The sequence below is a fragment of the Streptomyces daghestanicus genome, assembly GCF_020521275.1.
GTDB classification, from domain to species: Bacteria; Actinomycetota; Actinomycetes; order Streptomycetales; family Streptomycetaceae; genus Streptomyces; species Streptomyces griseoviridis.
The window spans coordinates 232,673-255,253 of record NZ_BNDX01000007.1 but is presented as its reverse complement, the minus strand read 5'-3'; the positions used below and the strand labels follow the sequence as shown (position 1 = coordinate 255,253).

Here is a 22,581-nt window from a genome sequence, read left to right as displayed (position 1 = left end):
CGTGCATCCTTTCGCCTACACCCGCGCCTCTGACACCCGTGACGCCCTCGACGCCGCACGCCGCGGCGGCCGTTACCTCGCCGGAGGGACCACGTTGGTCGACCTGATGCGTGAGGGCGTCGAACGTCCCGACACCCTGGTCGACATCAGCAACCTTCCACTGGACGACATCCGGGCCACTGAGCGCGGGGGCCTGCGCATCGGCGCCCTGGTGACCATGGCACAGGCCGCCGCTCACCCGAAGGTGCGCACCCTGTACCCGGTGATCTCCCAGGCACTGGAACTCAGTGCGTCGGCCCAGCTGCGGAACATGGCCACGATCGGCGGCAACATCATGCAGCGCACGCGCTGCACCTACTTCCGTGACGTCACCGCCGCCTGCAACAAGCGTGACCCCGGCTCCGGTTGCGCCGCCCGCGACGGCTTCAACCGCAGCCACGCCCTCCTCGGCACCTCGCGGACGTGCGTGGCCACGCACCCCTCCGACGTCGCCGTCGCCTTCGCCGCCCTGGACGCGAGCGTGCACCTGCTCGGCCCGGACGACGAACGCGTCCTCGGCTTCGCCGACTTCCTGCTGCCCCCTGGCACAACACCGCAGCGTGAACAAGCACTGCTACCAGGAGAATTGATCACGGCGGTGGAGATCCCGGCACTGCCGCGCCCGCTCGAGTCAGGCTATCTGAAGGTCCGCGACCGGCAGTCGTACGAGTTCGCCCTGACCTCCGCCGCCGTCGCCCTGCACGTACGCGGCGGCATCATCCGCGAGGCGAAGGTCGCCGCCGGCGGAGTCGGCACCGTCCCGTGGAGACTCCCCGCCGTCGAGGACCACCTCATCGGCGAGCGCCCCTCCGGCGCCCTGTGGGAGGCCGCGGCGAACAAGGCGGCGGACGGCGCCCGCCCGCTGGCCCACAACACGTTCAAGGTGGAGCTGCTGAAGCGGACCGTCGAACGCCAGCTGCGCACCGTAGGAGGCCACGCATGAGCCCGCAGCCCCAGGCCGCAGTCGGCGCCCCGCTCTCCCGCGTGGACGGACGCCTCAAGGTCACCGGCCAAGCCCGCTACGCCGCCGAACACGACGTCGAAGGCACCGTGCACGCGGTCATCGTCGACGCGAGCATCGGCCGCGGCCGCATCACCGCCATCGACCCTCACAAGGCCGAAGCGCAGCCCGGCGTCCTGCGGGTGATCCACCACGGCAACGCGCCCCGGCTCCCGTACAAGGAGAACAAGGCGTCCAACAACCCGCCGGGCGCCCGCCTGCGGGTCTTCCAGGACGACAAGGTGCGCTTCCACGGCCAGCCGGTCGCCGTCGTCGTCGCCACCTCCCTGGAGGCGGCCCAGCACGCCGCGAGCCTGGTCGACGTCGAGTACGACGCCGAACAGCCCACGACCGAACTGGGCCAGGGCAAGCCCGACAAGCCGACGACGTACGCGCGCGGCGACGTCGACGCCGGCCTGCGCACGGCCGACGTACGCCTCGACCTCACCTACCGGCTGGCGCGGGTGCGGCGGGTCCTCGGCGTGTACGACGCGGGCCGCATCATCAGCCCCAAGCTCGCCGAGAGCCAGGCATTCGGCGGCATGGTCGGAGGCATCGGCCAGGCGTTGCTCGAGCACACCGTCACCGACCACCGCGACGGCCGGATCGTCAACGCCGACCTTGCCGACTATCTGGTCCCGGTCAACGCCGATGTCCCTGATCTCAGGGCGATCTACCTGGACGGCGAGGACCGCGAGGCCGACCCGCTCGGCGTCAAGGGCCTCGGCGAGGTCGTCATGGTCGGCGTGGCCCCCGCGATCGCCAACGCAGTCTTCAACGCCACCGGCCGCCGCATCCGCCGGCTCCCCATCACCGCCGAGTCCCTGCTCTGACCCGAGCGCCGCCCGCGCGGACGTGCACGACCGCGTGGCCGTCAGACCCCTCCGGTCCGCTGGACAGGGCCGCTGACGTACCCACCCCCGTCGGGTACGGCGGCGGCCCGTCCCGTCCACCGCTCCCTCATGACGGAGAAGCCACATGTTGAACATCGCGGACACGCTGCACACCTGGTGCCGCGAACAACGCCCGTTCGCCCTCGCCACCATCACCGCCGTCACCGGCAGCGCACCACTCCCGGTCGGCACCTCCCTCGCCGTCGACCAAGCAGGACACGTCGTCGGCAGCGTCTCTGGCGGCTGCGTCGAAGCAGCCGTCCACGACCTGTGCCGCCAGGTCCTCGACGATCAGAGCGGTGTCCGACGGGAACGGTTCGGATACTCCGACGACGACGCCTTCGCCATCGGCCTGACCTGCGGCGGCGAACTCGAAGTCCTCGTCCGGAGCGTCACCCCCGCTGACCGGACCCACCTCCGAACCGCCAGCACGGCGGCTGCCCAGGGCCGGCCGGCCGCTGTGGTACAGGCGGTCGAAGGCCCGGAACCGTCGCTCGGCTCCTTGATGGTGCTGAACGCGGACACCGACGACGTGGTCGGGAATGTGGCCGGTCCCGCTGTAGACGCGAAGCCGGCCGATCGGGCCCGCGCCCAACTGCGTACGGGCCGCACTGCCCGCATCGTGCTGGGCGGCAGCGTCGATGCCTGCCCCGAGGAACTGTCCGTGCTGGTCCACGTCGCGGCACCCCCACCCCGCATGCTGATCTTCGGAGCCGTCGACTTCGCCGCCGCCCTCAGCCGGGCCGGGGCCTTCCCCGGCTACGAGGTCACCGTCTGCGACGCCGTCGGACCAGAACGGCGCCGCCCTGGTCACCGCGCTTACCGTGCTCAGGTCCGTGTGGTTCCTGCGAACGCCTGCAAGTCGCCGGCGTACAGGCTGGTGTGGAAGACGGCGGCGCCCTCGACGGCGAGCGGGGACAGGGCGGCCGGTGCGATCCGCCCGGTGACGGCCAGCCAGGCCAGCGCCCCCCCCCGCACGGCATGGCGAGGAACACCCCGCCGGTGAACGAGGACAGCGGCGCGATGCGCAGGGTGCGGGGAGCGGCGGCGACGGCCCGCCGGTCCACCCGCCCGGACAGCGCCCGGTACCGCACCAGCAGGTAACCGGTCACCGTAGAGGGCGCCCATGCCGTCGTGGCCGGCGACCTCGGCCCGGAACACCTCGGTGAGCCGGTACCCGGCCCCGGTCCGCTCGTAGGCGTCCCAGCCCTACAGGCGCTGGTTGACCTGGCCCGCCTTCTCCCGGAGGGTCATCCGGCCCAGCAGGTCCCGCACCCGGGCCCCGGCCGGGGCGTCCGGGTCCCGGTAGCGAGGGCGGGTCACGCCAGCTCCAGGACGGCGACACCGTACGGGGCCAGCCGCACCTCGGCCACGGGGGCGCCGGTGGCCAGGTCGCGCAGGACGCCGGCCGCCTCCGGACGGACGGTCAGCTCCTCGGGGGACTGGCTCACCAGCCACACGAAACGCCGGCCGTCCTCGTGCTCCAGCAGGTCGGCGCCCACGTACGGACTGCCGACGGTGACCGGACGGGCGGCCCCCGCGAGGTCGGCGAGCGCCGCGTACAGGCGGTGCGTCTGCTCGGGGTTGACGCGGGCGGTGCGGGCGGCCATGTGCTCCAGCGGGTAGGTCGCGAGGACGGTGCGTCCGCGGCCCGTCTCGTTCACGAGCAGGGCGGGCCGGCCGTGACCGTCGACGGCGACCACCCGCGCCCCGCGCGGGACGACGGGCAGGAAGGCCCGGCTGTCCTCGTTGCCCGCCACCGGGAAGGTGAGCGTCTCACCCGCCGCCAGCGGGCCGAAGTCCTCGGTGAACGTCATCTCCAGCACGTCGTCCCGGATCGGCTCCGCCACGCCGTACGACAACCGCAGCTCGACGCCGAAGAGGCCGTCGAGGTCGTCGAACCACGGGCCGCGGGTGCCGGGGTGCTCGCCGGAGCAGAACGACAGGTAGACCGTCGCGCCGCCCGCCGCCCGCCGGGCCAGTTCGCGGCGGGTGCGGGCGGTGAGCTGCCGGGTCGAGGGGAGCAGGTAGAGCCTGGCCTCGCCGGGGAGGCCGTCCGCCTCGCGCAGCAGCCCGGCCGGCAGGTCGGCGGCGCGGGCGGCGACGTACGCCTGGTGCAGCGAGGTGAAGATCAGCGGCCGGTCGGCGGGCCTGCTGTACGGGTAACCGCGCTCCAGGAACGCCGGGACGACCAGGGCGGCGTCGGTGCCGGCCCGCCGGCAGCGGGCGAAGTCGACGGCCTTCAGCACGTCGGCGAAGGCGGCGAGTTCGCGCAGCGGGGCCTTCGGGGCGCCCGTGCGGTCGGTGATGCCGAAGTGCATCTCGAAGGGGTGATGGTCGTAGGGCGAGCGGTCCCACAGGTCGTCGTAGTCGGTGTTGTTCCAGGCGATCCAGCCGGTGGCGCCGCCGAGCAGGGAGGTGTGCAGGGTCTGCCGGTAGTAGACCGCCGCGTTCTCGGCGGAGACGGTGTCGGTGGACAGGCCGAACTCCTCCAGGACGACGGGCTGTCCGGTCACCGCGGCCAGTTCGCATTCGAAGGCGGCCCGGTGGTGCTGGCGGGGGACGTCGGTGTCCGAGCGGTAGACGTGCGGGCCGACGAAGTCCACGTACTCCGCGGTGTCGCGCAGCGAGAAGCCGTTGTCGCGGCCGGTCACCTCGATGCCCCAGGCGCCGTCCCCGAGGGAGACGGGCTGGGTCGCCCCCGCGGCCCGGACGGCGTTGCACATCGCCTGCGCCCAGGCGGTGACGACGTCGGAGGAGGGCGGATTCTCCTGGTACACCCGGCCGTAGCCCGGCATCTCGTTGGTGATGAGCCAGCCGGTGACGGCCGGGTGGTCCTTGAAGCGGCGGGTCATCCGCGACGCGAACCACGCCTGCCGGCCGACCATCCACACGTCCTCGTACAGGTCCCGCCCGCCGCGCCACACCGGGTCCCAGTTCTCCCCGGACATGTGGCCGACGATGAAGGTGGGAACGGTGCCCATACCGGTCTCGGTGTGGGCGTCGAGGAAGTCCTCGAAGCGGTCGCAGAGCGTCTCGTCGACGCGGTGCGGCTCGGGGTGGAAGTCGGGCCAGTAGAAGAAGGACCGGGTCATGGTCAGGCCGTGCTCGCGCAGCACCGCCAGTTCCTCGCGGACCGTCTTCGGGTCGTAGTCGCGCCACATCAGGGGCCCGCCGGTGCGGGACCAGAAGTTGGCGCCGAGCCAGGGCAGTACGGCGGGGTCGTGGGTCAGGTGGGCGCTGTGGCGTCGCATGGTCCTTCTCGGATCGGTCGGCATCGTACGGGTCGGGCTGGTCAGCGGGGCGCGGGGCCGGTGGACTCGCGGACCACCAGCCGGGGCCGGTCGTCCAGGGCCCCCGGCTCGACGTCCTCCCCGCAGCGGGCGAGCAGCACCCGCGCGGCGAGCGCGCCGACCCGCTGCACCTGCTGGTCGACGGTGGTCAGCCGGGGGTGCAGCCAGCGGCCCAGGGGCAGGTTGTCGTAGCCGACGACGGAGAGGTCACGGGGGACGCGCAGGCCGGCGCGCTGGGCGGCGCCCATGCCGCACACGGCCATCGAGTCGTTGGCGTACACCAGGGCCGTGGGCCGGTCGGGCAGGGCCAGCAGCGCCTCGGTCGCTGCCACCGCGGAGACCTCGGAGAAGTCCGTGTGCAGTACGGCGACCGGCCGCAGGCCCGCCGTGCGCAGGGCCGCGCCGAAGGCGCCGAGCCGCAGCCGGGTGTGCTGGAGTTCCTCGGGACCGGCCACATAGCCGACGCGTCGGTGGCCGAGGGCCAGGAGGTGGGCGACGGCCTCCTCGACCCCGGCGCCCTGCCCGCCGAGGCCGACGCTCGGCACGGCCGCCGCGGGGTCGGGCGCGCCGAGCAGCACGGCGGGCAGCCCGAGCCGGGTCAGCAGCGCGGGCCGGGGGTCGTCGGCGCGCGCGTCGGTGAGGACCGCGCCGTCCACCCGGCCCTCGGCGGCGAGCCGCTCGTAGAGGACGTTCTCCTCCCGGGCCCCGGCGACCAGGTGCAGCAGCAGGCCGTAGCCGCGCGGGGCGAGTTCGCCCTCTATGCCGGTGATCAGTTCGCTGAAGTGCGGGTCCGCGCCCAGCACGTCGGTGGGCCGCCGCACCACCAGGGCGAGGGTACGGGTGCGGGCGCTGCGCAGCGCGGCGGCCGGCGCGCTCGGCGACCAGCCCAGTTCGAGGGCCGTGTCGAGGATGCGGCGGCGGGTCCCGGCGGAGAGCCGGCCCTTGTCGTTGAACGCCTGGGACACGGCCGCCGTCGACACCCCGGCCGCCGCCGCGACGGCCTTGATGGTGGGCCGCCTGCCCGGCTTCCCGGTGGGCGCGGTCACATCTTCACCGCCCCGCTGACGAGCGCCTGCTGCATGCGGCGCTGGAGCACCGTGTAGACGATCCAGACCGGGACCAGGGTGAGGATCGTGCCCGCCGTGAGGACGCCGTAGTCGGTCCCGGTGATCGACCTCAGGGTGGGCAGGGCGACCTGGACCGTGCGCTGCGCCGGGTCCGGGCCGATGATCACCAGCGAGTACAGGTACTCGTTCCAGAAGGTGAGGAAGTTCAGCAGCAGCACGGTCGCGATGCCCGGCACGCACATCGGGACGTAGACGTGCCGCAGGACCGCGTACGTGGAGGCGCCGTCCATCCGGGCGGCCTCCTCCATCTCCCTCGGGATGGTCCGCATGAACTGCACCAGGATCACCACCGACAGCGGCATCGCGGTCGCGGGCAGGAACAGCACCATGAAGGTCCGGGTATGGAACAGCCCGGTCGCCGCGGCCAGCAGGAAGGTGGGGAAGAGCGCCGCGAAGGTGGGGATCAGGAAGCCGAGCGAGAAGACCTGCTCCACGAGCGAGGCGAGCCGGCCCGTGGACCGGGCCAGGGCGAACGCCGCGGGCAGCGCCAGCGCCAGGGTGACGACCAGGGCGAGGACCGTCACCAGGGCCGAGTTGACGACCGCGAGTCCCAGGTCGGCGCTGTCGAACGCGGTGCGGAAGTTGCCGAACCCGAACGAGGTGGGCAGCGCGAAGGGATGCGCGAAGATCTCGTCGTTGGTCTTGAAGGCGGAGGCGAGGAAGTAGTACAGCGGCACGATCAGCAGGACCGCGTAGGACCACACCAGGACGTGCGCGGGCAGCCAGCGCTTGGAGAGCTTCATCGTGAGCGGCTTCCGATCAGTAGGTCTGGCGGAACACGCGGCGGATGGTGAGCAGTCCGGCGAGTCCGGCGAGGAAGAGGAGGACCCCGACGGTCTGGCTGTAGCCCAGGTCGGCCGCGATGAACGCCTTCTGGTACACGAGGAACGACAGGGTGGTGGAGGAACTGCCGGGGCCGCCCTGGGTGAGCAGCAGGACGTGCTGGGCCGAGCCGAACAGCGTCCACAGGAACTGGAGCATCGTCACCACGCCGACGTAGTCGCGTATGACGGGGAAGTGGACGCGCCACATCGTCCGCCAGTGCCCGGCGCCGTCGAGCTGGGCGGCCTCGCCGAGTTCGTCGGGCACACTGCCGAGCCGGGCCGCGAACAGGACGGCGGTGAAACCGATCCCGGCCCAGATGTCGAGGGCGATGAGGCAGGCCAGCGCGGTGGACGGCGAGGCCAGCCAGGCGTCGGCCAGCGAGCCGAGGCCGGCCGACTCCAGGGCGCCGTTGGCCAGTCCGTCCGGGGACAGGGCGGCGTAGAACACCATGGCCTTCGCCGGGGTCGAGATGAGTCCCGGGATGAACAGCAGGTAGCGGACGACGCGGTGGCCCGGCGGTTTCTGCGCGACGTAGTAGCCGAGCATGTACGCGCACCCGATCATCACCGGCAGGGCGACGGCGAGCTGGACGGCGGTGTTGCGGACCGCGTCCCGGAACACCGGGTCGTCCAGGACGGTGCGGACGTTGCCGAACCCGGCGAACGACACCGGCTGGAGCATGCCCGGCCAGTGCAGGGCGGCGACCACGAAGACGGCGATCAGCGGGCCGACCATGAACACCAGGTACCAGACCAGGGCGGGAACGGCCAGGACGGTGCCGCCCTGCCGGGGCGTGCGCCGCCCGGCGGGGGCGGCGGGCGGTCCCGGGCGGGGGACCGTGAGGTCGCCCGGGACGGGCGTCGACGTCGTCATGCTCTGACTCCGAGGGGCTGGGGCGGGGGAGGCGACGGGGTGCTCACGCGGAGCGGTACGCGGCTTCGAGGGCGGCGCGTACCCGCGCGGCACTCGTCCCCCGGGTGAAGGACGTACTGGTCGCCGTGATCAGCGGCTGGGTCGCGGCCGGCGGGACGTACACGTCGGGCAGCAGCACCTGGCTGACGCTGTCGCCGAGCCGCTGGGCCGCCGCGACCAGCGGGAAGTCCGTGCTGACCGTGGTGGAGCGCAGCGCCATGTCGCGTCCGCTCTCCCTGATGAACCGGGAGACGGTGTCCGGCCGGTACATGAACCGCAGGAACCGCTCGACGGCGTCGATCTTCTTCGTGCCGTTCGGGCTGATCCAGAAGCCGATCAGGGTGTACGTCCGCAGGATCGTCGGCCGCCCGTGGGCGGCGCCCCGCGCGAGGGGCCAGCCGCCCACCTCGGTGTGCCGGGCGACGTCCTCGGGCACCTTGGCGAGCGCCGAGGACATCGCCGACTGCATCGCGGCGGCCTCCGTGTTGAACTGGGTGGTCATCGAGTCCGAGGTCAGGCCCTGCGCCTTGTCGACGAACACGCCCGCGTCCCGCAGGGCGACGAAGTACTCGATGCCCTCCTTCGCGCCCCGGCTCCCGCTGAAGTCGCCGGTGGAGTACACGTGCCGGGCCTCGTCCTCGGTGAGGAAGGTCTGGACGATCTGGGCGAGGAGCTTCTGCCCGGTCCAGTCGTTGCCGCCGGTCGTGACGGGCCCGGTGCCCTTGGCACGCAGCTTCCGGGCCGCGGCGATCAACTGGTCGCCGGTGACGGGGATCTCGTCCACGCCCGCCCGGTCGAGGAGCGCCCGGTTGTAGGCGACCGGCCAGTTGGTGGCGAAGTACGGGAAGGCCCGCAGCCGGCCCCGGCTGTCGGTCCAGGCGTCCAGGGCGACCGGCAGCACCCGCTCGCGCAGCCCCCAGTCGTCCAGATAGCCGCGGACGTCGACGGTGGCGCCGGCCTCCGTCCAGGCCAGGGTCTTGTCGTAGAGGTTGACCATCACGACGTCCGGCTCCTTGCGGGCCAGCCGGGAGGTCTCGTAGACCTGGGCGAGGTCGTCGCCGTTGACCAGGTTCCTGACCTTCAGTCCCGGGTTCTCCCGGCGGAAGCGGTCCAGGGCCGCGAGATAGGTGGGGGAGCCCGGCGCGGTGGTGCCGAGCTGGCTGTGGACGACGAGGGTGCCGGGGTCGGAGTCCGCCGCGGCCAGCGCGGAGCAGCCGGACAGAGCGGGCAGGGCGGTCGCGGCGGCGAGGCCGGAACCGGCGGCGAGGAAGCCGCGCCGAGTCAGCGGTGGGCGCACAGGGGGGTGTCTCCAACCGAGGTGGTCAACCGTTGCGGTTAACGAGTGGTTAATCGATGTACCCGCGAGAGTGCGAGGACCTTAGGGAGGGTTTCCCGCGAGGTCAAGACCCCGGAGCCGGTGCGGGGGCCGGCCGAGTCGGGGGGAACCTGTGGAGCTTCCCGGTCGGCGGCATGGAGGCCGGACGGAGACGCCCATTTCACCGGCCGTCGCGCGCCGGCTCCGTGATAGCACGGAGGGATCGAGTCGAAAGGGTTTACGACCATGGGTATCTTCAGCCGTCGCCAGACCGCGACCGTCGAGCCGGCGTCCCCCGTCGACTTCGGCACGGCCGCCGGGGAGGAGGCAGCCGCCGGGGTGGCGCTCGACCCCCGGCTGCGGGCACTGACCGGCGCGTGGACCATCGACCGCCCGCACAGCCGCATCGGGTTCTCCGTGCGGCACGCGATGGTGACGACCGTCCGGGGGGCCTTCACCGACTACGACAGCGAGCTGTACTTCGACGGGGCCCGCCCCGAGCGCTCCCGGGCCCGCCTCGTCATCCGGGTGGCCAGCGTCGACACCGGGGTGGAGCAGCGCGACGGGCATCTCGTCGGCCCCGACTTCTTCCACGCGAGCCGGCACCCGGAGATGGAGTTCCGCAGCACGTCCACCGTCCACGAGGGCGGGGAGACCTTCCGGATGACCGGGGACCTGACCATCCGCGGCGTCACCCGGCCCGTCGACCTGCACCTCGACTACCTCGGCTCGGTCATGGACCCCTTCGGCTACGAACGGGCCGGTTTCGACGGCACCACCACCATCGACCGGACCGAGTGGGGCCTGGTGTACAACCAGCGGCTCGAAGCGGGCGGCGCGATGGTGAGCGAGAGGATCCGGCTCCAGTTCGACATCTCCGCGATCCGGGCCTGAGGGGTCCGGCGGGCCGTGCCGGGCCCGGCGGGGCGCGGCCGAGGAGGTGCGGGACTGTCCGTATCCGCGTGGACACCCGTCTCAACAGGTGAAACGTCCGTTTGACATTAGATGACCTTATGGCCGATAAAGAACCTGCTTTGGCCAACTATCGGCGCTCGGGCGACGATGGCACCGGCCCCCTCCTAGCCGAATGACGAGTACGCCGTGCACCAGCCCACCGCCGCCTCCGCTCCCTCCGACCCCGCGGCGGAGTGGAAAGCCTGGTGTGCCCGGCGCCGCGCGGCGCTCACCGCCCCCACCGGCAACCTCGCCCTGGTCGAGACCCGCTGGCTGCCCGCCGGTGAGCGCCCCGACGCGGACGCGGCCCGGACCGGCCTGCCCGGCACCGTGACGGTCACCACACTCAGCCGCACCGACCGGGTCACCGGCGAGCCCGAGCACGGCCTGCGCTTCTGGGACGCGGCCGCGCCCGCGCTCACCGCCTTCGACCACGTGGACGTCTTCCCCTACGACCCCGCGTGGGTCCTGGAGGCCACCTACACCCCGGTCCCCGGCGCCCGCCGCGTCGCCTTCGAGCACATCCGGGACAACGGCGGCACCCGCGACCTGGTCGTCCCCGGGGACATCGCCCTCACGATCGACGGCCGCGACTACACCCTGAGCGCCTTCGACGACGACGGCACCCTGCTCCTCGTCTTCGGCGACCCCACCAACGGCGACACCACCTACGGCGCCGGCCGCTTCCTCTTCGTCGAGCGCACGGACGACGAACACCGGGTGGTCCTCGACTTCAACCGGGCCTTCGTACCGCCCTGCGGATTCTCCGATCAGTACAACTGTCCGATGCCGCCGCGGCAGAACCGGCTCCACCTGCCCGTCCGGGCCGGTGAGAAGCTCCCCGTCTTCCGCGACGGCTTCACCGCACAGCACTGATCGCCCCCTCTTCCCGTCCTCCCCGCAGCCCGAAGGCAGCCACCCATGTCCCTGCGCAAGACACCCCTGTACGCGGTCACCTCCGCGGCCGTCCTCTCCCTCGCCCTCACCGCCTGCGGCGGCTCGAACGGCTCCGGCGCCTCCGGCGGCACCTGGAACAAGAACGCCACCGTGAACATCGGCTCGCTCTACGAGCCGCAGAACCTCGACAACACCGCGGGCGGCGGCCAGGGCGTCACCGAGGCGCTCAACGGCAACGTCTACGAGGGCCTGTTCCGGCTCACCGACGACGGCGACGTGGAGAAGCTCCTCGCCCAGGACTACAAGGTCAGCGACGACGGCCTCACGTACACCTTCACCCTCCGCGACGGCGTGAAGTTCCACAGCGGCGGGGAACTCACCAGCGACGACGTCAAGTACAGCCTGGAGAAGGTGCTCGCCGACGACTCCCAGTCGGCCCGCAAGAGCAACCTCGAAGTCGTCAAGGAGATAGCCACCCCCGACCCGAGGACCGTCCGGGTCACGCTGTCGCAGAAGTCGATCTCCTTCGTCTACAACCTCTCCTACGTCTGGATCATCGACTCCGCGGCGAAGGACCTGAAGACCGGCGAGGACGGCACCGGTCCCTACACCCTGGACAAGTGGACCCGCGGCTCCGCGCTCAGCCTGAAGCGCTTCGCCGGCTACTGGGGCGACGCCGCCGCCAACCAGCAGGTCGTCTTCCACTACTACAAGGACGCCACCGCGCTGAACAACGCGCTGCTGACCAACGCCGTCGACGTGGTCACCAGCGAGCAGTCGCCGGACGCCCTGGAGCAGTTCAAGCGCAACGGCGACTACACGGTCAACGACGGCGACTCGACCACCAAGCTGCTGCTCGCCTTCAACGACAAGGCCAAGCCCTTCACCGACGTCAGGGTCCGCCAGGCCGTCTCCGCCGCCATCGACGACAAGAAGCTCCTGGAGTCCGTCTGGGGCGGTTACGGCAAGCTCATCGGCTCGATGGTGCCGCCCACCGACCCCTGGTACGAGGACCTCACCGACGTCAACGCCCACGACGTCGCCAAGGCCAAGAAGCTCCTCGCGGAGGCCGGTTACGCCAAGGGCTTCAGCTTCACCCTCGACACCCCCAACTACGACCCGCACCCCACCGCCGCGACGTTCATCAAGTCCGAACTCGCCAAGGTCGGCATCACCGTCGAGATCAACACGATCACGCCCGACGAGTGGTACACGAAGGTCTACAAGAACCACGACTTCACGGCCACGCTCCAGGAGCACGTCAACGACCGCGACCTCGTCTGGTACGGCAACCCCGACTTCTACTGGGGCTACGACGACAAGCAGGTCACCGAGTGGGTGAAGCAGGCCGAGGCGGCCTCCACCACCGACGAGCAGACCGAGCTGCTGAAGAAGGTCAACCGCAAGACCGCAGAGGACGCGGCCAGCGACTGGCTGTACCTGTACCCGCAGCTCGTCGTCGCGCACAAGAACCTCTCCGGCTACCCGGTCAACGGCCTGAACTCGCAGTTCTTCGCCTACGACATCAAGAAGAAGGGCTGATGGCCCGCTACCTGCTGCGCCGGCTCGCCTTCCTGGTGGTGTCGCTGGCCCTGGCGAGCGTGGTGCTCTTCGTCCTGCTGCGGATGCTGCCCGGCGACCCGGCCAACGCCCTCACCGCGGTCGGCGCCAGCGACGAGCAGATCGCCGCGGCCCGGCACGCCATCGGCTCCGACCGGCCGCTGCCCGAACAGTTCACCCACTGGCTCGGGCAGCTCGCCACCGGTGACCTCGGCACGTCCTTCGTCAGCTCGCTGCCGGTCGGCCCCGAGGTCACCGCCCGCCTGAACGTCACCGTGCCGCTCACCCTGGCCGCGTTCGTCCTCGCGGTCCTGATCGCCGTACCCGCCGGATTCGTCGCCGCCCACAAGCGCCGCACCTGGTACGGCGCCCTGCTCAGCGGCGTCTCCCAGCTCGGCATCGCCGTCCCCGTCTTCTGGCTCGGCATGATCCTCATCGCGGTGTTCGCGCTGAACGCGGGCTGGCTGCCCGCCGGCGGCTTCCCGCAGGACGGCTGGGCCGCCCCGGGCGACGCGATCCGCTCCCTGGTCCTGCCGGTCGTCACCATCGCCCTGGTGATGAGCGCCTCCCTCATCCGCTACGTCCGCTCCGCCACCCTCGACGTGCTCGGCAGCGACTACCTGCGCAACGCCCGCGCCCTCGGCGAGAGCTTCGGCACCGCCATGTGGCGCCACGGCCTGCGCAACGCCTCCGTGCCCGTCATTTCCGTCCTCGGCATCGAGCTGGCCTCCACCCTGCTCGGCGCGGTCGTCGTGGAGTCCGTGTACGCGCTGCCGGGCCTCGGCTCCCTGCTGGCCACCGGCATCGCCCAGCACGACTACCCGGTCATCCAGGGCGTCCTGTTCGTCTCCACCCTCGCGGTGCTGCTCATCGGCTTCCTCGCCGACCTCGTCCAGCGGATCGTCGACCCGCGGCTGCGCGGCCGGCTCTCGGGAGGCGCCCGATGACCACGCCCACCGACCTCCTCGCCACCGAGCCGCGCGCGAAGCGCCCCACCCGCCGCACCTCCGTCACCCTGACCGCCGGCGCCGTGCTGACCGGCCTGGTCGCGCTGCTCGCCCTGGTCTCCCTGCTGTGGCTGCCCTACGGCCCCGACGACACCTCCGGCGGCCGGCTCGCCGGACCCGGCGACGGGCACCTGCTCGGCACCGACAAGCTCGGCCGCGACCTGTTCACCCAGCTGATGACCGGCTCCCGGATCGCCTTCGGCGCGGGCCTCGGCTCGGTCGCCGTCGCCGCGCTGATCGGCGTCACGCTCGGCGTGCTCGCCGCGTTCGCGCAGGGCTGGCTCGACGACACGCTCTCCGCGTTCCTCGACATCCTCATCGCCTTCCCGACGCTGCTCCTCGCGATGCTGGTGGTCGCCGCCCGGTCGGCCACCCTCGGCTCGGCGGTCCTCGCCATCGGCCTGGCGCAGAGCGCGGTCGTCGCCCGCCTGGTCCGCATCCTCGTCAAACGGGTCCTCACCCAGGACTACATCACCGCCGCCCGCACCTCCGGCACCTCCTGGCCGCGCACGGTCGCCGGGCACGTCCTGCCGAACATCTGGCCCACCCTGGTGGTCAACCTGGCCCTCCAGTTCGGCCTCGCCGTCCTCGCCGAGGCCGGACTGTCCTACCTGGGCCTGGGCGCCCCGCCGCCCAACGCGTCCTGGGGCCGCATGCTCCAGGAGGCGCAGGCCACCTTCACCACCGCACCGGCCGGCGCCCTCGCCCCCGGCGTCCTCCTCGTGCTGCTCGTCATCGGCGTCAACCTGATCGCCGACGGGCTGCGCGACGTCCTCGACCCGGCGGGCCGCGGGAGGCGGTCATGACCCTGCTCGACGTCTCCGGACTGACCGTCCGCGCCGCCGGCGGCCGGACCCTCGTCACCGATCTGTCCTTCACGGTCGACAGCGGCGAACGCCTCGGCCTGATCGGCGAGTCCGGCTCCGGCAAGTCCCTCACCACCCTCGCCGTGCTGGGCCTGCTGCCCGAGGGCATGACGGTCACCGGCAGCGCCGTCCTGGCCGGCACCCAGGTCGTCGGCGCCCCGGAGAAGCGGCTGACCGCGCTGCGCGGCCGGGACGCCGCCGTCGTCTTCCAGGAGCCGCTGACCGCCCTCGACCCGCTGATGCGGGTGGGCCGGCAGATCGCCGGCCCGCTGGCCCGCCGCACCGGACTGAAGGGCCGGGCGCTGCGCGACGCCACGTACGAGGCGCTCGACCGGGTCCGGCTGCCCGAACCCGGGCGCGTCGCCCGCGCCTTCCCGCACGAGATCTCCGGTGGCCAGCGCCAGCGCGTCGCCCTCGCCGCCGCCTTGGCCTGCGAACCGGCACTGCTCATCGCCGACGAGCCCACCACCGCCCTCGACGTGTCCGTACAGGCCGAGATGCTCGACCTGATCGACACCCTGGTCCGCGAACGCGAGATGGCCGTGCTGTTCGTCAGCCACGACCTCGCCGTCGTCGCCAAGGTCACCGACCGGGTCCTGGTCATGAAGGACGGCCGGGCCGTCGAGGAGGGCGCGGTACGGGACATCGTGGGCGCCCCCCGCGAGGCGTACACCCGCGACCTGGTCGCCAGCGCCCGCGCGCTGGAGTCCGCCCTGGACCTGAGGAGCGCGCCGTGACCCCCGTACTGGAACTCACCGGCGTCGCCGCCCGCTACCGGGGCGCCCGCACCGACGTGGTCAGCGGGATCTCCCTGGCCGTACGGCCCGGCGAGAGCCTCGCCCTGGTCGGCGAGTCCGGCGCCGGCAAGACCACCCTGCTGCGGCTCCTGCTGGGCCTGGCCCGGCCCACCGCCGGGGAGGTCCGCTTCGACGGCGCCCCCCTCGCCCCGCGCGACCGGGAGCAGATGCGGCGCTTCCGGCGCGGCGTGCAGTGCGTCTTCCAGGACCCGTACTCCTCGCTCGACCCGCGCCGCCGGGTGGGCGCGATCGTCGCCGAGCCGCTGCGCTCCCTCGGCCTGGACTCACGGGCGGGCGCCGCCCCCAAGGTGGCCGCCGCCCTCGAAGGGGTCGGCCTGCCCGCCGACGCCGCCGAGCGCTATCCGCACGAGTTCTCCGGCGGGCAGCGCCAGCGCATCGCCATCGCCCGCGCGACCGTCTGCGACCCCCGTGTCCTGCTCGCCGACGAACCCGTCAGCGCCCTCGACGTCACCACCCGGGTGAAGGTGGTCGAGCTGCTGGCCGAACTGAAGCGGGAGCGCGGCCTGACCCTGGTGATGGTCTCCCACGATCTGTCCGTCGTGGCCTCCCTGTGCGAACGCACCGCCGTCCTGGAGCACGGCCGGATCGTCGAACAGGGCACCACCGCCCAGGTGCTCGGCGCCCCCGGCCACCCCTACACCCGCCGCCTGCTGGACAGCGTGCCGCGCCTGCCCTGACCGGGCGGGGCGCGGCACCGCCCCGCGCCCCGCCCGGGTCAGACCCGCGCGGGCTCCCGCCCGGTGTCGGGCGCCACCGGCTCCCACGGGAACGGCGGGTCGGGGATCTCCGCGCGCAGCACCGGGGCCACCGCGGACTGGAACAGTTCCAGGGAGCGCCGGTGCGCACGGTCGTCCAGGCCGCCCGCGTCCGCGTGCAGGTGCAGCACGGTGTGCCCGAGCCGCTCGTGGTACCGGTGGACCTTCTCGATCACCTGCTGCGGGCTGCCGACCAGCGCGGAGCTGCGCTCCACGTAGTCCTCCAGGGTCTCGAAGACCACCGGCAGCCCCGTCTCCCGCTGGAAGGCGAGGTTGCTCTCGAAGACGGGCCGGTAGGCCGCGAGGGCCTCCTGCGAGGTGCGGGCCACGTACACGCCGGCCGTGCCCGCGCCGACCGCGACGGCCGCCGGGTCGTGCCCGTGGTGCGCCCAGCGCTCGCGGTAGTACCGGACCAGGTCGGCGTACGGCTCCACCGGGTGGGTCACGTTCGCCGAGAACAGCGGGTCCCCGTACCGGGCGGCGAGGTCCACGGACTCCCGGCTGGTGGCGCTGCCGTGCCAGACCCGCACCGGCCGCTGGAACGGCCGCGGCCACACCTCGGCGTCCGTGAGCGGCGGACGGAACCGGGTCGCTGCGGTCACCCGGCCGTGCCGCCACAGCCGCCGGAAGACCTCGTAGCTCTCGGCGTTGCGGTCCCACTGGTCCTCGGGTGTGACGGCGAACAGGTCGCGCTGGGCGCTGCCGTTGCCCTTGCCGATGATCAGTTCGAGACGGCCCCCGGAGAGGTGGTCGAGGGTGGCGTAGTCCTCGTAGGCGCGGACCGGGTCCAGCAGGCTCAGCGTGGTCACCGCCGTGAACAGCCGGATGCGGCGGGTCAGCGCGGCGATGTGGCCGAGCACCACGGGCGGGGAGGAGGAGAGGAACGGCCGCTCGTGCCGCTCTCCGACGCCGAAGCCGTCGAAGCCCAGCTCCTCGGCGAGCAGCGCGTTGTCGAGCACTTCGCGGAAGCGGTCCCGGGTCGGCTTCAGCACGCCCGTGACGCGGTCGGGGCGGTGCACGATCAGGGTGATCGCCAGGAACCTCACGACGCCGCCCGCTTCCCGCGCGCCCCGTCGGGGTGGTCCAGCCCCAGGTGGTCGCGGAGCGTGCTGCCCTCGTAGTCGGCCCGGAACACGCCCCGTTCCTGGAGGAGCGGCACGACCCGGTCGGCGAACTCGTCCAGTCCGCCCGGGGTGAGGTGCGGGACGAGGATGAACCCGTCGGCGGCGTCCGCCTGGACGTAGGCGTCGATGGTCCGGGCGACGGTGTCGGGGGAGCCGACGAAGTTCTGCCGGTTGCCGGTGTGGATGACCAGGTCGCGGATGGACCAGCCGTTGGCCGCGGCCAGTTCCCGCCACTCGCGGGCGGTGGCGAGCGGATCGCGGTACATGCGGACCTGCGCCCGGCCGCGGGCCACGGTGTGCTCGCCGGGCAGCGGGTCGACCTCCGGGAGCGGCCCGTCGGGGTCGTAGCCGGACAGGTCCCGGTTCCACACCCACTCCAGCTGCCGGAGCGCGGTCGCGCCGCTCACCTGCTGCCGGCGCACCTCGCGGGCGATCTCCTCGGCCTCGGCGTCGGTGTCGCCGAGGACGAAGGTGGCGGCGGGCAGGATGAGGAGCTGGTCCGGCCGGCGGCCGTACCGGGCGAGGCGGGACTTGACGTCGGTGTAGAAGGCCCGGCCGGTGTCGAGGGCGGCGTACCGGCTGAAGATGGCGTCGGCGCTCGACGCGGCGAACTCGCGGCCCTCGTCGGAGTCACCGGCCTGGAAGACCACCGGGCGGCCCTGCGGGCTGCGCGGGACGTTGAACCGGCCGTGGATGTCGAAGTGGTGCCCCTCGTGGACGAACGCCCCGGCCTTCGCGTCGCGGAGGAAGACCCCGGTCTCGCGGTCGGCGACGATCTCGTCCCCCTGCCAGGAGTCGAACAGCTCGTGCGCGGTGGTGAGGAACTCCTTCGCGCGGGAGTAGCGCTCCTCCCGCGGCAGGAAGCCGCCGCGGCGGAAGTTCTCCCCGGTGAAGGCGTCCCAGGACGTGACGACGTTCCACGCCGCCCGCCCGTCGGAGAGGTGGTCGAGGCTGGCGAACTGGCGGGCCACCTCGTACGGCTCGTTGAAGGTGGAGTTGATGGTGCCGGTCAGGCCGAGCCGGTCGGTGACGGCGGCGAGCGCGGCCAGCACGGTGAAGGTGTCCGGGCGGCCCACGACGTCCAGGTCGTATATCTTGCCGCCCTGTTCACGCAGCCGGAGTCCCTCGGCGAGGAAGAGGAAGTCGAACTTGGCGCGCTCGGCGGTGCGGGCGAAGTGCGCGAAGGAGCTGAACTCGATGTGGCTGCCGGCCCTCGGGTCGCTCCACACGGTGGTGTTGTTGACGCCGGGGAAGTGGGCGGCCAGGTGGATCTGCTTGACGGGCTTGCTCATGGTCGGACGGGTCTCCTTCGCTCAGGCCGCGGCGTAGCGGTTGCCGGGGCGGGGCAGTCCGAGCAGGCCGCGCAGGGTGCCGGACTCGTAGGCGCGGCGGAACGCGCCGCGGCGCTGCAGTTCGGGGACGAGCCCCCGGGTGATCGCCGGCAGGTCGTGGCCGGCCACGCCGGGCCGCAGCCGGAACCCGGACAGCCCCGCCGCCCGGAACTCCAGCAGCAGGTCGGCGAGTCGGGTGGGTGAGCCGGTGAAGACCAGGGCGTCACTGGTGAACCGTTCCCCGGCGAGGGCGTCCAGCCGGTCCCGGCGGGCGGCGGCGGCGGCCGGGTCGTCGTCGAGGAAGACCACCAGGTCGGCGAAGACGCGCAGCGGCTCGCCGGCCCGTCCGGCGGCGGCCTGCTCGGCGCGGATCTCGGCGACGATCGCGCGGGCCTGGCCGGTGTCGTGCGGGGTGGTGAAGCCGACGTCGGCGGAGCGGGCCACCAGCCGGTAGGGCACGGTGTCGTGCGCGAGGGCGGTGACCAGGGGCTGGCCCTGCGGCGGACGGGGCGTGATCGAGGGGCCCTTGACACGGAAGTGCCGGCCCTCGAAGTCGATGTAGTGCAGCTTGTCCCGGTCGATGAACCGGCCGGTGGCCGCGTCCCGGATCTCGGCGTCGTCCTCCCAGCTGTCCCAGAGCCGGCGCACCACCTCGACGTAGTCGGCGGCCTCGTCGAACAGCTCGGTCACCACGTCCCACGCCGCCGGGTCGTCGTAGGCGGCGATGCGGGGGACGGTGCGGCGGCCGAAGTGCGCCGCCTCGTTCGGCCGGGCCGTGATCTGCACCCGCAGTCCCGCGCGGCCCCCGCTGACATAGTCCAGGGTGGCGATCGCCTTGGACAGGTGGAACGGCTCGGTGTGCGTGGCCACCACGGTCGGCACCAGCCCGATGTGCCGGCTCAGCGGCGCCACCCGGGCGGCGATCAGCACCGCGTCGAGCCGGCCGCGGACCTGGTCGGTGCGCTCGTCCGGGTCGAGGAAGTGCGAGGACTGGGGGCCCAGGCCGTCCTCGATGGTGACGAAGTCCAGCAGGCCGCGTTCGGCCTCGGCGACCAGCCCCGCCCAGTACCCGGCGCTGAACAGCGCCCGGGGCTCGGAGACGGGGTCGCGCCAGGACGCGGGATGCCAGCCGGTGCCGTCCAGCGCGACGGCGAGACGCAGGGGAGGAGGGGAAGTCGGGGACACGAGGCTGCCTTCCTGGAGAGGGGAAGCGGTCCGGCCGTCCGGGCGGGGGCGTCCGGGCGTACGCGGACGACCGCACCGGCCGACGGCGGGACGGGGAACGGGACATGGGGGAGCGCGCGGGCACACGAGGCCCTCACGGGCCCGGGTCACGGCTGCGGCGCAGGCGTCAGGAACGACAGAGCGCGCCGGCCACACGCTGGAGATCGATGTGCCGGCGGCAGCGCAGGCGCACGGTACGGACCGCGTGGGTCACGTCCCTCACCTCCGTCGTCGCGGGGCGCACGACGGCGCCGCTCACCCCCAGCATCGCCCACAACGCCCCGGTCGCGCCAGGTCTTCCCACTCCTCGGACCGTACGGCTACGGATGCCAGGGCCGCCGTCCGCCGCAGTGACCCGCGCCTACCCCCTGTACGCGTCGCGTTCGCCCGGTGTACGGCTCCTCCCTGTGAGATGCCGGAGGCGGTGGCGGCGCCGGGGCGCGATGCCGTGCGGCCGACGCCGTCGGCGTCCTCGCCGGGCGCGTCGGCGAGGACGGCGCGCGCCCATCGGATCGTCCTCGGCTTCCACCACCCGCTCGACGTCAGGGGCGGCCGGATGACCGCCCAGGCCACCGTCGCGCACCGGTGGGCGGACCTGGGGCCGGTCGTTCGGATCACGCCGCGGACGCGGGGCCTGGCACGCGCACCTGCCGCGTTGTCGTCACTCGCCGACGCTCCGCGTCGACTCCCTCCTCCGCCTCGCATCCGCACGCACCAGGCCCCGCTCACCGGCGCGAGGAAGACGCAGCCCATTCCCCGCGACCTGATCCGAACGACAGGCCCCAGTGCCTCGCCGAGGCCCACACCAAGACACGGAACGTGCTGCTCGCGCGGTGCGCGGCGCGGGGGTAGGGCGGCACGCTCACCGCGTGCGCGGGCGACCCCTGCGCCGGGCCGAGCACGGCGGAGGCCGTCGATCCGTGCACGCGGCGCCCGACGTACGGCTTCTCGCAGGTCGGCGAGGCCGGTCGGGCGATGGACGTCCCGCACGACGCGGCGGCGCTGCCCGGCACGGTCTTCCCGGACCTCACCGCCGAGCAGCGCGGACAGATCCTGGAGCCGACGGCGACGGACTCCGGCTATCCGCTCGACCTCACCGGCGACGGCGGGCCGAGCCGGCAGCGGATCAACCTGGCCGCCGCGATGGCGGCGGACGTGGAGGTGACCGCCGACGGGTCGGTCACCGTGACCGGCTTCCCCGACGCAAACGAAGGCGAGCGTCGCCGACGCCACCGCGATCACCGTGGGCGGCGTGCCGGTCGACGGGTTCGACCCGGGGGTGTCCACATACGTCGTGGACCGGCCGGCGAACGGGTGGGTCCCGGCCGTGGGCGCCGTGGCCGCCGCGCCCGGCGCGCGGGTGCGGATCACCAGTGGCGGTGACGTCGTCCCGTCGTCCGCGTCCGGGTCCACCACCCGCACCATCGAGGTGACCTCGGCCAACGGCTCGGTCACCGGCACCCGCACGGTCGGCTTCCACCGGACGGACCGCGTTCAGCGGCCGTCCTGGAACGCCGGCGGGTACCGCGACCGCGCCCCCGGCTCCGCCGGCCGCACCGGGCCCTGGTCACCGGCCGGGGAGTGGGAGGTGAGCGGGGGACACGCCGTCCGCCGACCGGGCGCGACCGCCCCGCCGCCGGTGTGACGAGCGGGCCGTCGCGCCGGCGGCGGGGCCGCGCGGTCCCCGCCGGAGCGATGAGTTCCGGGCGTCCGCCCGGTCTGCCCTGGTGACCGACCGCCGAGCCACCCGGGAGACCGACATGACCGCCACCTACACCTTCGACGTCTTCTCCAGCCTCGACGGCTACGGCGCCGCCGGCGGCGACTGGACCGGCTACTGGGGCAAGCAGGGACCCGAACTGCTCGACCACCGCCTCGCCCTGTACGACACCGAGCAGCGGATGGTGTTCGGGGCGCACACCTACCGGCTGTTCGCGTCGATGCTGGCCACCGCCGCCGAGGACTCCGAACTGCACGACCCGTGGGTCAGCCGGATGCGGCACCTGCCCGCCACCGTGGTGTCGACGACACTGGAAGATCCCCTCGACTGGCCGGACGCGACCGTCGCCGCCGGTGACGCGGTCGACGTCGTCGCCCGGCTGAAGCAGGAGTCCGACGTGCCGTTGCGTTCGCACGGCAGCCTGTCCATGAACCGCGCCCTGCTCGCCGCCGGCCTGGTCGACCGCCTGCAGATCACCGTCTTCCCCGTCATCACCGGCCGCACCGGCGCCGAGCCGGTCTTCCGGGACGCGGCCGACTTCGACCTGGAGCTGACCGGCAGCCGCCTCCTGGACGGCCGCGTCCATGAGCTGGTCTACCGGCCCGCCCTCCACTGAGGCCCCGTCGCGGGTTCGACGGCACGGGCCACCCAGGGGCGGGAGCGTCGTACGGTCACCGCCACCGTGTCGCCGACGCGGAAGCGCTCCGCCGCCTCGGGCGCGGCGAAGAACCGCGTGCACCCGAGACGCGCGGGATCACGGCGCCCGAGGAACCCGCGCACCGCCCGCACGTCCAGCACCAGCCGGGCCTCCCGGTCGGGCGCGGTGTCCGGGAACTTCGCGGGCACCGGCCCGGTCGCCAGCTCCGTGATCGTGCCGACGACCCGGTACTCCCCGGGCAACGGACCCATGGGGGCCTCCCT

General features: G+C 73.0%; 21 protein-coding genes and 1 pseudogene. 12 read left to right on the top strand and 10 right to left on the bottom strand.

Annotation, left to right across the window (positions count from 1 at the left end):
• Position 1 precedes the first annotated feature (1 nt).
• The 3 genes from Sdagh_RS08445 to Sdagh_RS36910 all read left to right on the top strand — a co-directional run bounded on the left by Sdagh_RS08445 (position 2) and on the right by Sdagh_RS36910 (position 2,938).
• On the top strand, positions 2 to 982 hold the full coding sequence (locus Sdagh_RS08445; protein WP_190076778.1) for an FAD binding domain-containing protein: 981 nt from the start codon (positions 2 to 4) through the stop codon (positions 980 to 982).
• Positions 979 to 1,872 carry a molybdopterin cofactor-binding domain-containing protein gene (locus Sdagh_RS08440; RefSeq protein WP_189419208.1) on the top strand — a complete coding sequence of 298 codons (894 nt, stop codon included), beginning with the start codon at positions 979 to 981 and terminating at the stop codon, positions 1,870 to 1,872. Before Sdagh_RS08445 ends, Sdagh_RS08440 begins: the two co-directional genes overlap by 4 nt.
• Positions 1,873 to 2,017: 145 nt before the next feature.
• Positions 2,018 to 2,938: an XdhC family protein gene (locus Sdagh_RS36910; protein WP_372478421.1), complete on the top strand. Its 921-nt coding sequence runs from the start codon at positions 2,018 to 2,020 to the stop codon at positions 2,936 to 2,938.
• A 100-nt stretch (positions 2,939 to 3,038) separates the two neighbouring features.
• On the opposite strand, the pseudogene Sdagh_RS08425 reads toward Sdagh_RS36910, so the two are convergent.
• The 6 genes and pseudogenes from Sdagh_RS08425 to Sdagh_RS08400 form a co-directional block, all read right to left on the bottom strand.
• Positions 3,039 to 3,255: pseudogene (locus tag Sdagh_RS08425) on the bottom strand (hypothetical protein); the annotation flags it as partial.
• Positions 3,252 to 5,186 carry a cellulase family glycosylhydrolase gene (locus Sdagh_RS08420; protein ID WP_190076779.1) on the bottom strand — a complete coding sequence of 645 codons (1,935 nt, stop codon included), beginning with the start codon at positions 5,184 to 5,186 and terminating at the stop codon, positions 3,252 to 3,254. The pseudogene Sdagh_RS08425 and the gene Sdagh_RS08420, both read right to left, overlap by 4 nt.
• 41 nt (positions 5,187 to 5,227) lie before the next feature.
• The gene (locus Sdagh_RS08415) at positions 5,228 to 6,271 is read right to left on the bottom strand and encodes a LacI family DNA-binding transcriptional regulator (RefSeq protein WP_190076780.1); all 1,044 of its coding nucleotides are present in this window, start codon (positions 6,269 to 6,271) and stop codon (positions 5,228 to 5,230) included.
• Entirely contained in the window at positions 6,268 to 7,095 is an 828-nt protein-coding gene (locus Sdagh_RS08410) for a carbohydrate ABC transporter permease (protein WP_189419214.1), read from the bottom strand. The genes Sdagh_RS08415 and Sdagh_RS08410 overlap by 4 nt, the downstream gene beginning before the upstream one ends.
• Before the next feature lie 16 nt (positions 7,096 to 7,111).
• Positions 7,112 to 8,050 carry a carbohydrate ABC transporter permease gene (locus tag Sdagh_RS08405; RefSeq protein WP_190076781.1) on the bottom strand — a complete coding sequence of 313 codons (939 nt, stop codon included), beginning with the start codon at positions 8,048 to 8,050 and terminating at the stop codon, positions 7,112 to 7,114.
• 43 nt (positions 8,051 to 8,093) lie between these two features.
• A complete protein-coding gene (locus Sdagh_RS08400; RefSeq protein WP_189419218.1) occupies positions 8,094 to 9,386 on the bottom strand; it encodes an ABC transporter substrate-binding protein in 1,293 nt (430 codons plus the stop codon).
• 264 nt (positions 9,387 to 9,650) lie between these two features.
• Between Sdagh_RS08400 and Sdagh_RS08395 the strand changes: the two genes are divergently transcribed.
• The 7 genes from Sdagh_RS08395 to Sdagh_RS08365 all read left to right on the top strand — a co-directional run bounded on the left by Sdagh_RS08395 (position 9,651) and on the right by Sdagh_RS08365 (position 16,183).
• Positions 9,651 to 10,298, top strand: coding sequence for a YceI family protein (locus Sdagh_RS08395; RefSeq protein ID WP_190010261.1), 648 nt, complete (start codon positions 9,651 to 9,653; stop codon positions 10,296 to 10,298).
• A gap of 207 nt (positions 10,299 to 10,505) precedes the next feature.
• The gene (locus tag Sdagh_RS08390; RefSeq protein ID WP_189419224.1) at positions 10,506 to 11,234 is read left to right on the top strand and encodes a DUF1684 domain-containing protein; all 729 of its coding nucleotides are present in this window, start codon (positions 10,506 to 10,508) and stop codon (positions 11,232 to 11,234) included.
• 45 nt (positions 11,235 to 11,279) lie between these two features.
• Complete coding sequence (locus tag Sdagh_RS08385) at positions 11,280 to 12,797, top strand: ABC transporter substrate-binding protein (RefSeq protein ID WP_190076782.1); 1,518 nt, start codon at positions 11,280 to 11,282, stop codon at positions 12,795 to 12,797.
• Positions 12,797 to 13,762 (top strand): ABC transporter permease, encoded by a 966-nt coding sequence (locus Sdagh_RS08380; protein ID WP_190076783.1) that lies wholly within the window; start codon positions 12,797 to 12,799, stop codon positions 13,760 to 13,762. The genes Sdagh_RS08385 and Sdagh_RS08380 overlap by 1 nt, the downstream gene beginning before the upstream one ends.
• Positions 13,759 to 14,628 (top strand): ABC transporter permease, encoded by an 870-nt coding sequence (locus tag Sdagh_RS08375; protein WP_189419230.1) that lies wholly within the window; start codon positions 13,759 to 13,761, stop codon positions 14,626 to 14,628. Before Sdagh_RS08380 ends, Sdagh_RS08375 begins: the two co-directional genes overlap by 4 nt.
• Entirely contained in the window at positions 14,625 to 15,425 is an 801-nt protein-coding gene (locus Sdagh_RS08370; protein ID WP_190076784.1) for an ATP-binding cassette domain-containing protein, read from the top strand. The genes Sdagh_RS08375 and Sdagh_RS08370 overlap by 4 nt, the downstream gene beginning before the upstream one ends.
• Positions 15,422 to 16,183: an ABC transporter ATP-binding protein gene (locus Sdagh_RS08365; protein ID WP_189419235.1), complete on the top strand. Its 762-nt coding sequence runs from the start codon at positions 15,422 to 15,424 to the stop codon at positions 16,181 to 16,183. Before Sdagh_RS08370 ends, Sdagh_RS08365 begins: the two co-directional genes overlap by 4 nt.
• A 38-nt stretch (positions 16,184 to 16,221) precedes the next feature.
• Here the strand turns inward: Sdagh_RS08365 and Sdagh_RS08360 are convergent, their stop codons facing one another.
• Genes Sdagh_RS08360 through Sdagh_RS08350 form a run of 3 tightly spaced genes read right to left on the bottom strand, consistent with a single transcriptional unit; the run spans position 16,222 to position 19,901 of the window.
• Positions 16,222 to 17,307, bottom strand: a complete 1,086-nt coding sequence (locus Sdagh_RS08360; protein ID WP_189419237.1) for an LLM class flavin-dependent oxidoreductase — start codon at positions 17,305 to 17,307, stop codon at positions 16,222 to 16,224.
• A complete protein-coding gene (locus Sdagh_RS08355; RefSeq protein ID WP_190010267.1) occupies positions 17,304 to 18,677 on the bottom strand; it encodes an NtaA/DmoA family FMN-dependent monooxygenase in 1,374 nt (457 codons plus the stop codon). Before Sdagh_RS08355 ends, Sdagh_RS08360 begins: the two co-directional genes overlap by 4 nt.
• Positions 18,678 to 18,698: 21 nt before the next feature.
• Positions 18,699 to 19,901, bottom strand: coding sequence for an LLM class flavin-dependent oxidoreductase (locus Sdagh_RS08350; RefSeq protein WP_189419243.1), 1,203 nt, complete (start codon positions 19,899 to 19,901; stop codon positions 18,699 to 18,701).
• Between the two features lie 1,291 nt (positions 19,902 to 21,192).
• Between Sdagh_RS08350 and Sdagh_RS36675 the strand changes: the two genes are divergently transcribed.
• On the top strand, positions 21,193 to 21,585 hold the full coding sequence (locus Sdagh_RS36675; protein WP_190076785.1) for a hypothetical protein: 393 nt from the start codon (positions 21,193 to 21,195) through the stop codon (positions 21,583 to 21,585).
• A 115-nt stretch (positions 21,586 to 21,700) separates the two neighbouring features.
• Positions 21,701 to 22,276 carry a dihydrofolate reductase family protein gene (locus tag Sdagh_RS08340; RefSeq protein WP_190076786.1) on the top strand — a complete coding sequence of 192 codons (576 nt, stop codon included), beginning with the start codon at positions 21,701 to 21,703 and terminating at the stop codon, positions 22,274 to 22,276.
• Here the strand turns inward: Sdagh_RS08340 and Sdagh_RS08335 are convergent.
• Positions 22,255 to 22,569, bottom strand: a complete 315-nt coding sequence (locus Sdagh_RS08335; protein WP_190076787.1) for a hypothetical protein — start codon at positions 22,567 to 22,569, stop codon at positions 22,255 to 22,257. The two genes, Sdagh_RS08340 and Sdagh_RS08335, sit on opposite strands and share 22 nt — an antisense overlap.
• Between the last annotated feature and the right edge of the window lie 12 nt (positions 22,570 to 22,581).

Coding starts and splice junctions, on each gene's coding strand:
- Sdagh_RS08380 (WP_190076783.1), top strand. CDS start 12,797: ATGGCCCGCTACCTGCTGCGCCGGCTCGCCTTCCTGGTGGTGTCGCTG.
- Sdagh_RS08370 (WP_190076784.1), top strand. CDS start 14,625: ATGACCCTGCTCGACGTCTCCGGACTGACCGTCCGCGCCGCCGGCGGC.
- Sdagh_RS08395 (WP_190010261.1), top strand. CDS start 9,651: ATGGGTATCTTCAGCCGTCGCCAGACCGCGACCGTCGAGCCGGCGTCC.
- Sdagh_RS08440 (WP_189419208.1), top strand. CDS start 979: ATGAGCCCGCAGCCCCAGGCCGCAGTCGGCGCCCCGCTCTCCCGCGTG.
- Sdagh_RS08385 (WP_190076782.1), top strand. CDS start 11,280: ATGTCCCTGCGCAAGACACCCCTGTACGCGGTCACCTCCGCGGCCGTC.
- Sdagh_RS08375 (WP_189419230.1), top strand. CDS start 13,759: ATGACCACGCCCACCGACCTCCTCGCCACCGAGCCGCGCGCGAAGCGC.
- Sdagh_RS08405 (WP_190076781.1), bottom strand. CDS start 8,050: ATGACGACGTCGACGCCCGTCCCGGGCGACCTCACGGTCCCCCGCCCG.
- Sdagh_RS08420 (WP_190076779.1), bottom strand. CDS start 5,186: ATGCGACGCCACAGCGCCCACCTGACCCACGACCCCGCCGTACTGCCC.
- Sdagh_RS08335 (WP_190076787.1), bottom strand. CDS start 22,569: ATGGGTCCGTTGCCCGGGGAGTACCGGGTCGTCGGCACGATCACGGAG.
- Sdagh_RS08355 (WP_190010267.1), bottom strand. CDS start 18,677: ATGAGCAAGCCCGTCAAGCAGATCCACCTGGCCGCCCACTTCCCCGGC.
- Sdagh_RS08410 (WP_189419214.1), bottom strand. CDS start 7,095: ATGAAGCTCTCCAAGCGCTGGCTGCCCGCGCACGTCCTGGTGTGGTCC.
- Sdagh_RS08340 (WP_190076786.1), top strand. CDS start 21,701: ATGACCGCCACCTACACCTTCGACGTCTTCTCCAGCCTCGACGGCTAC.
- Sdagh_RS36910 (WP_372478421.1), top strand. CDS start 2,018: ATGTTGAACATCGCGGACACGCTGCACACCTGGTGCCGCGAACAACGC.